We start from the raw sequence: 13,323 nt of genomic DNA on the forward strand, positions 1-13,323 counted from the left end.
GGACTATCCTGAAACTATACCTTCGGATCAAGACGCTGAAATAACTTACCTTTCTTTCGACCAAGGACGAAGGCGCGTTAACGCCGCGTCCATCTTCGTTCTGCATAGTTTTGCATAGATTTTTACACGACCGCGCTCACCGGCCGCCTCAGGCCATTCGGGCCCCTGAAAACCATGACCATCGACCAATCTGGGAATGCCGCCGGCCTGGCCGGCCGCTTCACGCTTGCCACCAAGCTCTATGCGATCTTCGCGCTGTTCGCACTGCTCACGGCGGCGATTGCGATGCTGTCCGACTACAACAGCCGCCGCAGCGCCGACCTGATCAGCGCGATCGAGACGGCGAACGCGGCCGCGCTGAACGTCGAGCGCGTCAACTCGCTGGTCTATGCGGTGGTGATGGAATCGCGCGGCGTCTACATGTCGACGGAGCCTGCCGTCGTGAAGAAATACGGCGAGGGCCTGCTCAAGTTCAACGCGCAGATCCTCGACGTCGTGAAGCGCTGGGAAACCATCGTCAGGGACGACGATGCCGAGCAGTTCGCCACCTTCAGGAAGCGCATCGAGCAGTTCGTCGAGTTTCGCAAGGAGCTGGTCCGCCGCGGCGTCGAAATCAATGCGGCCGCGGGCCGCGAATGGGGCGACAACGACGCCAACCGCGCCGTGCGCTCGGCGCTGAACAAGGATCTCGAGGCACTGTCCAAGGTCTATGCCGAGCGCGGCAAACAGATCGCCCGGCAGACCGAGACCAACCGCACCCTGTCCTTCGTCCTGACCAGCCTTGCCGGCGTGGCGCTGGCGCTCGTCGTGATCGGCATCGTCATCATCGCCCGCTCGATCGCCCGGCCGCTCGCCTCGATCACCGCCACCATCAAGCAGGTCGCCGATGGCGCCGAGAACGTCGTGGTGCCGTACGGCAACCGCGCCGACGAGATCGGCGGGCTGGCCCGCGCGATCCAGATCTTCCAGGACGCGATGGGGCGCAACCGCAACCTCGCCTCGCAGGTCTCGCAGGATTCCGCCGCGCGCGAGCAGCGCGCCCGCCATATCGAACAATCCGTCGAGGAGTTTCGCGACGCGATCGGCGCGATCATGCGCGGCCTCGGCGACAACGCCTCGGTCATGCGCGAGACCGCGCAGACCATCACGCGCGTCACCGCGGATGCAAGCAACCGGGCCGGCATGGCCGCAAACGCCAGCCAGCAGGCCTCGCACAACGTCACGGCGGTCGCAGGCGCGGCCGAGGAGCTGTCGGCCTCCGTCGAAGAGATCGGCCGGCAGGTCCGGCAGAGCGCCGGCGCGGTCGAGCAGACCGGCCAGCGCACCGAGAAATCGATCTCGGAGATCGAGAGCCTCGCCGCCGCCACCCAGCGCATCGACGGCGTGCTCAACCTGATCCAGGCGATCGCAGAGCAGACCAATCTGCTCGCGCTCAACGCCACCATCGAGGCCGCCCGCGCCGGCGATGCCGGCCGCGGCTTTGCCGTTGTCGCGCACGAAGTGAAAGCGCTCGCAGGCCAGACCGCCAAGGCGACCGCCGAGATCGGTGAGAACGTCTCCATGATCCAGGCCTCCACCCGCAACGCGGTCGATGCCGTGCGCGAGATCGGCGGCGCGGTGCGCGAGATCAACGAGGTCACCTCGGCGATTGCCGGCGCCGTCGGCCAGCAGGACCAGGCCACGCGCGAGATCTCCTCCAACGCGCAAAGCGCCGCCCAGGGCAACGAGACGCTGGTCGCCAACATCACCTCGCTGCGCGACGCCATCGGCGAGACCGATACGGCGGCATCCTCCGTGCTGACCGCGGCGAGCAGCCTGACCGCGACCGCGGAGACGCTGTCGCGCGAGGTGGAGAAGTTCTTCCAGAACCTGCGGTCGGATGCCCGCGCCGCCAGGGCGGGATAGCGCGCCTTTGCCGGCGTGAAGCCGGCGGTGGGCACGCTCCAGACAAAAACGCGAAAACAACCCCATGCACAGTAGCCGGGGACAGTTTTTTCAATAACCTGGCCGGCGGCGCGACACCTTGCGGATTTTACGAAGTCGATTTGACTCGTCGGGCAAAACACCGGCATGATGTCACCATGTCGGCGGTGCAGTTCGCCGAACCATACCCTTCCGCCCTGAGGGTCGATCTCTTCGTCTACGATCCCCGCGAGAAGTCCATCGAGACGTCTCCACCGTCCCGAACGGCCGTGCTGTGCCTCTTTCGGGTATGACGTTCAGCCAACCGGTCCGGGGATCCAATCGTCGCCGGAAAGCGGCCTCACTGTTACGTCGGGAATGACCCCGAGCTCCAGGCTCGGATCGAAATGGCGCATCGTCCGCTCATTGAGATCAATGATGCGGCCAGGCCTGAGCGGCCCCACGTCGTTTATCTTGACGATGACCTTCTTGCCTGCGGCCTCGACGAGAGCATATTTCGGCCGAGCGCCAAATTGGACCCCACCAAATTTCTGACGCAAACTCGTCTTGATGGCAGCCGTCCACAGCGAGGGATCGTAACGCTCGCCCGAGGCTGTGCTTGGGCCGCCCTCCTCCTTGCCGGGCTTGAACGGATTGTACATGGATGCTGCGCCAACGATCGCATCCCCAGAGGCGGCATTGACGATAGCGCTTGAGTGAGCTCCACCCGTTTCACTTCGAGCAACGGTAGCAGAAACGCCAAGCGCAACCACGGCGCCGCAAATTGCGGCGCTCGAGCGGAACACCATTATATCTCCTTTGATTTTCTGGATCGTCCGGTTCCGGATGCCGCAAGACATGGACAAGCGAACGCTGAAGCGTTCAGGAACTTGCGCCAATCTTTTGCGGATTCGAGCCAACCCCTGGCTACGGAACCGTTGTGGGAACCAGAGCGGTCCCACGGAGTGTTTTAATTCTCGCCGTCTAAGACAGGGATTGCGTCAGCAGAATGACCGACGAGAGCCACCGCTAAATAGCGCGACCGTGTGATTACGGCGGTAAAAGTGCGCAGTATCGAGCTTGCAATCCCGAGGAGTCCCGTGAAGGGATCGTGCAGCTCCAAAATCAAGAAGATGCGCGCAGGCAAACGACCGCGCGCATACAAACAACGAGATCGCGACGACCTGGAGATATTGACGCGCTCCCAGCTTTGGAGCCGCCGAAAGGGTTAAGTCTTTAGCGTGCAAATATCGTGTTGCTGGTTGGTCGATAGCATCCGAAGATAACGCATTAGGCCGAAACCGTCGTCAGGCGGAGGCCCCGCGCACGCAATGCGCCGCAGCCAAGCTACAGGAGTACTGTTTCGGCCCATCCCAACCGAAGAGGAGGCACGACCATGAAATTCGCAAGATGGATTTTCATCGCCGCCCTTTCGATGTGCGCCACGACGGCGATCTCTCCGGCCACCATCGCAGCTGAGCCGAACGGCAGGATTACGATCTTGTATGACGCGTTCGGCGCCGATCCAGCAATGACAAAGGACTGGGGTTTCTCTGCGCTGGTGGAAGTCGCAGGAAAGCGCATTCTCTTTGACACTGGAGATAACGCCGAGATCTTCGAGAAGAATGTCAAGGCGAAGGGGGTTGATCTTACCACGCTCGATTTCGTCGTTCTCTCCCATCGTCACGCCGATCACATGGCTGGATTGAGCTACGTCCTGAGTGTGAACCCGAAGATCACGATTTACGCACCCAAGGAAGGATTTGGCATCTACGGTTCATCGCTCCCCTCGACGTTCTATCGCAAGGACGATTCCCTGCCCGAGGAGATGCGATACTACGGCGGCAAACCGCCGAAAATCATGGAGTTCGGCACCGCCTGGCCCACTGCCAACTTCCAATTGATCGATCAGACGACGGAGATCATGCCGGGCATCACCCTGATCGCTCTGATCTCCGATCTTCCCGGGACGAAGGAACTCAAGGAACTTTCTCTTGCCGTGAACACGCCGGATGGTGTGGTTCTCGTGGTCGGCTGTTCGCATCCCGGAATCGAACGCATCGTAGAGGCCGCAACAGTCATCAATCCGAAGATTCATCTCGTTGCCGGCGGCTTCCACCTTGTGGTTGCCACCGACGAGGCCATCGAGAAGATCGTGATCGCCCTCAAGGACAAGTTCCGGGTCGAGAACATTGCCCCCGGTCACTGCACGGGTGAACCGACATTTGCGGCGCTGAAGAAGGCATTCGGCGCGCGATACATCTATGCCGGTCTCGGCACATCGCTGGTTATCGGGCCCGACATCAATTCCAATGTCCGGCGTGGCGAGGCGCCGGCGCTCGACGATTTCGCGGTCTATCGCAAGCTTGCCAGTCGCGAAGACTGATTTCCCGCGGAAGAGCGGCGCTGCCATCGGCCGATCAAGTCGAAATCGGGGAGCGACTGGGTTAGTTCACGGCGCCCGGGTCGTCACGCCACGCCCACCCCGCCCCGCCTGATCAGCTCCTTGCCGACCGCGGCCAGATGCACCTGGTCAGGCCCGTCGCCGATGCGGATGAAGCGGGCGTAGACATAGGCGCGGGCGAGGAAGGTGTCCTGCGAGACGCCGGCGGCGCCGTGGATCTGGATGGCGCGGTCGATGACGCGGGCGGCCATGCTGGGCACCACGATCTTGGCCGCGGCGATCAGGTCGCGCGCCGCCTTGTTGCCCTCGCGATCCATCTTGTCGGCGGCCTGCAGCGTCAAGAGCCGCGCCTGCGCGATCTCGCAGAAGGAGTTGGCGATGTCCTCGCGCACCGAGCCCTGCTCGGCGAGCGGCTTGCCGAAGGCTGTGCGCGACACGGAGCGCTGGCACATCAATTCCAGCGCACGCTGGGCGCAGCCGATCAGCCGCATGCAGTGATGGATGCGGCCGGGGCCGAGCCTCCCTTGCGCGATCTCGAAGCCGCGGCCCTCGCCGAGCAGGATGTTCTCCGCGGGCACGCGGACGTTCTCGTAGACGATCTCGGGATGGCCGACCGGGGCGTCGTCATAGCCGTAGGTCAGCATGTCGCGGACGATGCGCACGCCCGGCGTCGCCTTCGGCACCAGGATCATGGATTGCTGACGATGGCGGTCGGGATGATCGGGCGCGGTCTTGCCCATCACGATCAGGATCTCGCAATCCTCGTTCATCGCGCCCGACGTGAACCATTTGCGGCCGTTGATGACGTAGCTGTCGCCGTCGCGCTTGATCTCGCACTGGATGTTGGTGGCGTCGCTGGAGGCGACCTGCGGCTCCGTCATCGAGAAGCCGGAGCGGATGCGCCCCTCCAGCAGCGGCGTCAGCCAGCGCTCCTGCTGCGCCAGCGTGCCGTAGTTCGCCAGCACCTCCATGTTGCCGACATCGGGCGCCGAGCAGTTGAAGACCTCGGGCGCCCAGAGGATGCGGCCCATGATCTCCTTTACGGGCGCGTATTCGAGGTTGGTCAATCCGGGTCCGTGCTCGCCTGACAGAAACAGGTTCCAGAGCCCCTGCTCGCGCGCCAGCCGCTTCAGGTCCTGGAGAATTTGCGGCGTCTTGTAACGCGTGGCTTCCGGCTTCACCTGCTCGTAATAGAGCTCCTCGACCGGCTCGACATGCGTCCGCATGAACCGGCGGACGCGCTCCTGGAGCTCCAGCGAACGGGCGGAGTGTTGAAAGTCCATTGGGGTCTCCTGTTCGTGCCGCCAAAGCAGATGCCTCTTCCCTTCTCCCCTTGTGGGAGAAGGTGGCGCGAAGTATCGTAGGGTGGGCGAAGCGAAGCGTGCCCACCGCTTCTGTTGCAGTGTTGGATCGGTGGTGGGCACGGCGCAAGTGCGCCTTTGCCCACCCTACGATTCCGAACTCGCGGAGAGGGGAGAGGGTGCACCGTCTCTGTCTCCCGCTCGCTTCTCCGCGCCTCACGTCCCGCGCAACAGCTCGCTCGCCACGACCCAGTCGTTGCCGTCGAACTGGAGCATATAGCCGTCCTTGATGGGGCGGAAATCCTGCGGCGTGGTGTTGAGCGTGATGCCGGGCATCAGCAGCGACAGCGGCACGCTCTTTAAGTTGGCCGCCTGCGCCATGATGTTCTCGCGCGTCAGATTGTCCTTGCACTGCCTCAGCAGGACCACTAGGGCCTCGGCGACGGTGTAGCCGTAGAGACCGGCGACATTGTTGATGTCGGCATTGGGCAGGCGCTTCTTCATGAAGTCGATATAGGCCGTCATCGCCGGATCGTCCTTCGGCGCCTCGACGAACGGCTTGAGCGAGCCGAGCGACAGCACGCCCTTGCCGGCATCGAGGCCGGCCGGCACCATCACGGTGGCCTTGTTGGCGCAGCCGCTGGCGATGAAGCGCTGCGGCTGCCAGCCGACCTCGTGCGCCTTCCGGACCGCCTGCGCGCAGGCGCGCGGCGTCACCGAATAGATCAGGAAGACATCGGCCTTGGTGTTGGCGAGCGTCAGCACCTGGGAATCGACGGTGGGATCGGCGACCTCGAAGCTCGAGGCCATCGCGATCGCCTTGTCGGCGTCAGCGCCGAGCGCTTCCTTGACGCCGCGCAGATATTCCTTGCCGGCGTCGTCGTTCTGATAGAGCACGGCGAACCGCGCATTCGGATTCTTGGCGCGGGCATAGGCGACGTCGATCGCGGCCTCGCTGGTGTAGTTCGGCGCCCAGGGCAGCGCCATCGACCACGGCATGTTGACGGGATCGTTCCACTTCGAGGCGGAGCTGATCAAGAAGAGCTGCGGCACCTTGTTGCTGTTGAGATATTTCGCGATCGCCGAGCTCGGCGCCGTGCCCATGGTGGCGAAGATGAAGGCGACGCCGTCGCTCTCGACCAGCCGGCGCGCCGCCTCCATGGTCTTGGGCGGCGAGAACGCGTCGTCGAGCGAGATCAGATTGAGCTTGCGGCCGTTGACGCCGCCCTTCTCGTTGACCTCGTCGAAATAGGCCGCGATGACCTTGCCGGTGATGCTGAGCGGCGAAGCCGGCCCGCTATAGGGCATGGTGTTGCCGATCTTGATCTCGGTGTCGCTGACGCCGGGACCGTAGGATTTCTGTGCGGAAGCGGGCGTGGACAGGCAGGCGACAGCCAATGCTGCGGCCAGGGCCAAAGCGGCTTTCATGGTTTCTCCCCGATGATTATCGCCGCGCGACGCCATCAGGCGAACGCGCGACGCGCTGCTTTTTGTCAGCGCGTCAGATCACCGGAGTTCCGCAACACGGTCTTGCGTCGAGTTGCTGGTTAGCTAGTGTGGCGCCGCCGCAGGCTGAAGCCCAGGCTGACCCAGCCCGCGCCCGCCATGATCAGGTCGATGCCGAGGAACAGGCCGAGGATGTAGACGCTGTTGACCGGCCAGCGCGCCAGGATCAACAATCCGAGCAGCAGCGTAATCACGGCCGAGAGCGCCACCCACACCCACGGGCTTTCGCGCTTCATGCTGAAGGCGAGAAACAACCTGACCGCGCCGGAAGCGAGCAGCGAGGCGCCGAGGAACAGCGTCAGCAGGACGGCGGCGAACAGCGGATTCTCGAAGGTCAGGAAGCCCGCGACGACGTAGAGCACGCCGAGCAGGGCCCAGATCAAGAACTTGCCCCAGCTCTTCATCTGGAACGCCCCGATGATTTCGGTGACCCCGGCCACGATCATCATCGCACCGACCACGATCACGCTCGCCACCGTCGCCATGACCATGCTGCCGAGCGCTACGAAGCCGGCGACGAGATAAACGACACCGAGCGCGACGATCCATCCCCATTTGGCATGCAGCGCGGTGATGCCCGAGCCGAGACTGGGATGGTGAGACGTATCCGAAGCACTTGTCATGGCGGCCACTCCTGCATGCGAAGCCCGCGGGCACACGCCAGACTAGCACGCACCGCACCCGGGCAACAGCCAGCAGAGCAGCCTTCACCGGCAGCAACATTGACGCAAATCAAGATCGAATGCGGCGCTTCAGTCCGGAATGCTGAAATAGAACGCCGCCCCCTTGCCCACCTCGGCGCTGGCCCAGATGCGTCCGCCATGGCGTTGCACGATGCGCGATGCGATCGAAAGGCCGATCCCCGTGCCCTCGTACTCATCGGAATCGTGAAATCGCTGAAACGCCGCGAACAGCTTGTCGGCCTGCTGCATGTCGAAGCCGGCGCCGTTGTCGCGCACGCAATAGACCGTTTCGCGCCCTTCGGTCCAGCCGATCACCGTGACCAGCGGCTTCTCCCGGGTGCGGGTGAACTTGAACGCATTGGAAAGAAGATTGACGAGCACCTGCCGCAGCAGTGCCTGATCGCCGACGCATCCGGGAATTTCGCCGACATGGACGAAGACCCCACGGCCGGCATGCTGCCGGCGCAGTTCGTCGACGACCTCGCCGACGAGTGCTCTGGTATCGACCGGCCCCTTCGACAGCGGCTGGCGGCCGAACCGCGACAGGCGCAACAGTCCGTCGATCAGGCGCTGCATGTGCTCGCCGCTTGCCAGGATGGCGCCGGCCAGCTGCCGCGGCTGGTCCGGCCATTGCGCGGAATGATCCTCGATCAGCGTCTCCGCATAGCCGACGATGACCGAGAGCGGACCGCGCAGATCGTGCGCGACGGAATAGGCGAATGCCTCGAGCTCCCGGTTGGCGGCTTCGAGCTCGAGGGTCCGCTCGCGGACCCGCAGCGCCAGCTCCGCATTCTCCAGGTGCAGGCGCCGCACCGCGAGCGCGCGCTCCAGCACGGGAATGACGACGCTGAGCTTGAACGGCTTGAGAATGTAGTCGAGCGCCCCCGCCTTCATGGCCTCGACCGCCGTCGCGATGGTGCCGTCGCCGGTCATGATGATGCCGACCAGATGCGGATCGATCTCCCGCGCGGCCCGCAGCAGCTCGATGCCGTCCATGCCCGGCATCATCAGGTCGGCGAGCAGGAGGTCGCATTTCGTGCGCTGCAGCTCCGCCAGCGCGGATCTGGCGTCGGTGAAGCCGACCGCATCGTAATCCTCGACTGGCAACGTGTCGCACAGCGCCCGCATCTGCGCAGCCTCGTCGTCAACCACCAGGATGCGGGCCTTTGACTTTGCGGTCGGCATTTCCTATTCGCTCACCTCTATCGCACCCTGTGCGCGGCCGGGCTCGCAGCATTGCGCCAGCGTTTCCCTCAATTCGCGAAGCTTCGGCGGCTTGCTCAGGAGGCAGTCGACATGGGCCGGCATGTCATCCTCGGACATCAGGCGCTTGCCCCATCCGGTCAGCATGATCACGGGCGTGGCGGGCGACGCGGCCTTGATCGCGCTCGCCACCTTGCGGCCGTCGACATCAGGCATGCCGAGATCGGTGATCACGGCGGCGAAGGTCTCGCCGCGCGCGGAGGCGGCGCGGAACGCGGCGATGCCCGCGACGCCGTCATTGGCCGTCGTCACGACGTGCCCCTCCGCCTCCAGCGTATTGCACAATGATTTCAGCAGGAGCGGATCGTCGTCGACCAGCAGCAGCCGCAGCCGGGAGAGCCTCGCGGAATCGAGCCGGTCCTGCGACGGCGTGGCCGGCGCCGCCTGCGGGACCGGAAAATTCAACGACACAATGGTGCCGCGACCGACGGCGCTGTCGATCTCGATCTCGCCGTTGTGCCGCCGCAGGACGCCGTAGACCATCGCGAGGCCCAATCCGGTTCCGCGCTCCCCCTTGGTCGTGAAGAACGGTTCGAGGCAGCGCCGGCGGGTCTCCTCGTCCATGCCCAGCCCGTCGTCACCGACCTCGACCCGCACCTGGCCGTGCCCGTCCGCGCCGCCGGCAAGCTTGGTGCGCAGCATTAGCGTGCCGCCGCCGGGCACCGCATCGACGGCATTGAAGATGAGATTGATCAACGCTTCGCGGATTTCGCTCTCGATGCCAGAGATCGCGGGCAATTGCTCCGCGAGCTCGGTGCGCAGCGCGATCACGGTTCCGCGAAGCTGCGGCATGTCGCTCCACCGCGCCCGCGTGAGGTCGACGACCTGCTGCACCAGCTGGTTGAGATGAACCGGCATCAGCGTCAATTGCGGCTCTCGCTGCCGGTAGAACTCGCGCATGCGCGCCACGGTATGGGCCACGTCCTCGACCGCCCGCTGGATCGTCTCCAGATAATCGCGCGTGCGCGCACTCAGGCCCGGCTCCCGTTCCAGCAGCGATTGGGTGTAGAGCGACACCGGCGAGAGCGCATTGTTGATGTCATGGGCAATGCCGCTCGCCATCTGCCCAAGGGCGCGCAGCCGCTCCTGCTGCATCACGGCCTGCTGGGTCTGCCGCAGATCCTCGTAGGCCTGTTGCAGGGCGCCATGGAGCTGCGCCTGATGGGCGGCGAGCGCGACGTGCTCGCTCAACTGCCGCAGGAACTCGCATTCGCCGCTGCTGAAGCTGTCCCGTTCCTTCCGCGCCGCGACGAGGACGCCGAACACCCGGCTCTCCACCTGGAGCGGGGCCAGCACCATCGCCCGCAGCCCGCCCCGCGCGAGCCGGGCCGGGAACGGAAAGGACGACCGCGTGATGTCAGGCTCATAGACGAGCTGACCCATCACGCAACGCGAAAGGCCGTTCTCGTCGATGTCGATCCGCGACCGTTCGGGCATCGCCAGCTCCATGGCCAGCGCACCGCTCTTGATCCCGACGCATTCCACCGTCAGCACGTGATCGACCGCGTCGTGAAAGCACAGGCAGCCGAAATCCACCGGCAACTGGTCTTCGAGACTGCGAACCACCACCTGGAAAATGCTGTTGAGATCCTGCCGCTCGCCGATCGCGCGAGTGATCTGGTGCAGCAGGCTCAATCGGGCGAGTTGCGCCTGGGCCTTCTGCTCCGCGTGCCTGCGCACGAGAACTTCGGATTCCAGCGCAAGATTGGACGCTGCAAGCTGTGCGGTCCGCTCCTCGACACGCACTTCCAGCTCCTCGTTCAAGCGCGCGAGCTGGGCTTCCGCCCGCATCCGCTCCAGCATGTCCGACGAGGCCATCCGCATCATCGAGAGCAGCAGGACGAGGCGCCCGGCGACCTTGCCGAGGTGAGCGACCATCGCCTCGGTGTCGTGCGGTGCCTGCGAGTAGAGCATCGCGACGTGGCCGAGCAGAACGACCGCGCCCATCAGGGCCAGCGGCCCGAAGATGCGGTCCGTCGCTCGCAGCCGCCAGCACAGAACGCAGGTGATCGCCCACAACAGCGGCGCCACGATCAACACCGGACGCGTGATATCGAGCAGGCCCGGCGGGCGATATGGCGGAAGGCGCTGGAAGATCGCAATCAGCAGCACGGCGACGACGGCCATGAACAGTGCAAAGGCCGGCATCCCGACCCGATCCCGCCGCGCCGACCAGATCGCGGCGAGAATTCCGATCGCGAGGATGTGGGCCGCCGGCGGCCATGTCGCCGGCCGGAGAAATTCCCGCAGCTGCATGACGAACGCCAGCGACCCCGACCATTCCACGATCACCAGGACGTGGAGGAACTCCAGGACGAAGGTCGCGCCGAAGGCGATCGCGAGCCGCTTGGACAGCGGCTGTTCGATGCGCGCGCCCATATCCCAGAGCAGCAATGCCAGCAGCCCCGTGATGAGGGTGATGCTGGTGTCGAGAATGGTGTGGAGTTCCGGATAGTTCTGTCGTCCGGCGCCGAGCAGAAACACGCTGCCAATGCCAAAGGCGATCAGGACGCCCGCGACACTGAGCGATCGATTTGCAGTGCTGGCCCCGCTGTCCATATCGCTATCTTTGAGAAAGGGACGGCTCGAATCGAACGTCAGCGATGTTTCCGCCTTTTTTGCAACGTATGCAATCTATACGTGCAGCAGCCGCGAGGGAAGCGGCAGAGCCGCGACTGCTCGCCTGCGACGATCCGGCAGGTGAATTGGCGCGCCGGGGGCACCGCCGGAGCGACGGCGGCGGCTCACAGGCCCCGCCGCTCCATGTCGAGCTCGGCCTTGAGGCTGTCGAGATCGCGGTAAATCGAGGCGACCGCAAGCACGCGGCCGGCCTTGCGGTACTTCAGCAGACAGTCCCTGCCGGCAATGCTGCCGTCGATCGCGATGTCGTCAAAACTCTCGGCGTGGCCGACATAGTTGATCGGCACATCGTAGTGCTGGCTCCAGAAGAACGGCACGGCATCGAAGCGTTCGCGCCGGCCCAGCATGTTGCGCGCCGCGGTCTGGCCCTGCCGCTCCGCCACCACCCAGTGCTCGACGCGGATGGTTTGCCGCGAATGCGGATCGGGCCAGCGCGCGATGTCGCCAGCCGCAAAGATGCCGGCGATGCTGGTTTCGAGATATTCGCTCACGCTGACACCGCGATCCGCCGCAAGCCCCGCCTTCTCGGCCAGCGCAAGGCGCGGCTTGACGCCGATGCCGACCACGACGAGGTCGGCCTCGATGACGCCGCCGCTCTTCAGCGTCGCGCGCGTACCGTCGAGCCTCTCCACAGTGTCCCCGAGGTGGAAGTTGACGCCATTCTCTTCATGGAGCGCGCGAACGAAATCGCCCATCTCCGGTCCGAGCACGCGCTGCATCGGCCGCTCCTCCGGAGCGACCACATGGACCTCCAGCTTGCGTGCCCGTAACGAGGCCGCGACTTCGAGGCCAATGAAGCTGGCGCCGATCACCAGCACGCGCGTGGCGCTGCCGGCGGCCTTGATGATGGCCCGGCTGTCGGCGACGGAGCGCAAGGTGTGGACATGGGGCTGGTCGGCGCCCGGAATCTGCAATTTGACCGGCTCGGCGCCGGTCGCGAGCAGCAGCCGGTCGAACGGCAGTCTGTCGCCATTGCCCAGCGTGACGCTGCGTGTCTTCGCATCGATCGCGGAGACATTCGTGTTCAGCCGGAGATCGATGCCCGCATCCCGATAATAGTCCTCGCCCCGCAGCGGCAGCCAATCCTCCGGTGCGTTGCCGGCAAGATAGTCCTTGGAGAGGTTCGGCCGGTCGACCGGCATGGCGCCGTCATCGCTGAGCATGGTGATGGCGCCGGCAAAGCCCTCGCGCCGGAGCATCTCGGCCGCCGCGAAGCCGGCCGCGCCGCCGCCGACGATGACGAATTTCTCGGGCGCCGGCGCGCTGCGGGCGGTCGGCTTCGGTGCCTCACGCTTGCGCTGAACGATGATCCTGTCCTGGTCCCGCGTCACCTCCCATACGGCCAGCGCGCTCAAGGCCGGCGGGCGCGTCGCCTCGCCCGATCGCAAGGAGAAACAGGCGTGATGCCAGGGACAGCGGATGGTGTCGTCCACCACCAGGCCTTCGGCGAGCGGGCCGTGATAATGGCTGCAGGCGGGTTCGATCGCGAAGACCTCGCCGCCCGCCTGGACCAGCAGCACATCTTCCGCGCCGACATGGCCGAGCAGCTTGCCGTCCCTGAACGCGGTGAGCGCCACGCCTTCGGTCAGATCCGGTCCGCTGGGCTTGCTTTCCTCGCTCATGG

The 13,323-nt window shown here is 64.8% G+C and carries 9 protein-coding genes; 2 read left to right on the plus strand and 7 right to left on the minus strand.

The window, feature by feature from the left end:
- Positions 1-174: 174 nt before the first annotated feature.
- Complete coding sequence (locus tag EI171_RS33070; protein ID WP_161535808.1) at positions 175-1,905, plus strand: methyl-accepting chemotaxis protein; 1,731 nt, start codon at positions 175-177, stop codon at positions 1,903-1,905.
- A 314-nt stretch (positions 1,906-2,219) separates the two neighbouring features.
- On the opposite strand, the gene EI171_RS33075 is transcribed toward EI171_RS33070, so the two are convergent.
- Positions 2,220-2,711, minus strand: a complete 492-nt coding sequence (locus EI171_RS33075) for a septal ring lytic transglycosylase RlpA family protein (protein ID WP_202633039.1) — start codon at positions 2,709-2,711, stop codon at positions 2,220-2,222.
- Between the two features lie 626 nt (positions 2,712-3,337).
- Between EI171_RS33075 and EI171_RS33080 the strand changes: the two genes are divergently transcribed.
- On the plus strand, positions 3,338-4,288 hold the full coding sequence (locus EI171_RS33080) for an MBL fold metallo-hydrolase (protein WP_246740648.1): 951 nt from the start codon (positions 3,338-3,340) through the stop codon (positions 4,286-4,288).
- Positions 4,289-4,371: 83 nt separating this feature from the next.
- Here EI171_RS33080 and EI171_RS33085 read toward each other — a convergent pair whose 3' ends face one another.
- The 6 genes from EI171_RS33085 to EI171_RS33110 all read right to left on the minus strand — a co-directional run bounded on the left by EI171_RS33085 (position 4,372) and on the right by EI171_RS33110 (position 13,321).
- The gene (locus tag EI171_RS33085; RefSeq protein ID WP_161535810.1) at positions 4,372-5,589 is read right to left on the minus strand and encodes an acyl-CoA dehydrogenase family protein; all 1,218 of its coding nucleotides are present in this window, start codon (positions 5,587-5,589) and stop codon (positions 4,372-4,374) included.
- 234 nt (positions 5,590-5,823) lie between these two features.
- Positions 5,824-7,035, minus strand: a complete 1,212-nt coding sequence (locus tag EI171_RS33090; RefSeq protein WP_161535811.1) for an ABC transporter substrate-binding protein — start codon at positions 7,033-7,035, stop codon at positions 5,824-5,826.
- 119 nt (positions 7,036-7,154) lie between these two features.
- Positions 7,155-7,736, minus strand: coding sequence for an HdeD family acid-resistance protein (locus tag EI171_RS33095; protein ID WP_028172340.1), 582 nt, complete (start codon positions 7,734-7,736; stop codon positions 7,155-7,157).
- Positions 7,737-7,865: 129 nt separating this feature from the next.
- Positions 7,866-8,981, minus strand: coding sequence for a response regulator (locus EI171_RS33100; RefSeq protein WP_060911131.1), 1,116 nt, complete (start codon positions 8,979-8,981; stop codon positions 7,866-7,868).
- 3 nt (positions 8,982-8,984) lie between these two features.
- The gene (locus EI171_RS33105) at positions 8,985-11,618 is read right to left on the minus strand and encodes an ATP-binding protein (protein WP_161535812.1); all 2,634 of its coding nucleotides are present in this window, start codon (positions 11,616-11,618) and stop codon (positions 8,985-8,987) included.
- A gap of 185 nt (positions 11,619-11,803) precedes the next feature.
- Positions 11,804-13,321, minus strand: a complete 1,518-nt coding sequence (locus EI171_RS33110; RefSeq protein WP_161535813.1) for an FAD-dependent oxidoreductase — start codon at positions 13,319-13,321, stop codon at positions 11,804-11,806.
- Positions 13,322-13,323: the final 2 nt, after the last annotated feature.

This window comes from Bradyrhizobium sp. LCT2 (assembly GCF_009931255.1).
Classification (GTDB): Bacteria; Pseudomonadota; Alphaproteobacteria; order Rhizobiales; family Xanthobacteraceae; genus Bradyrhizobium; species Bradyrhizobium diazoefficiens.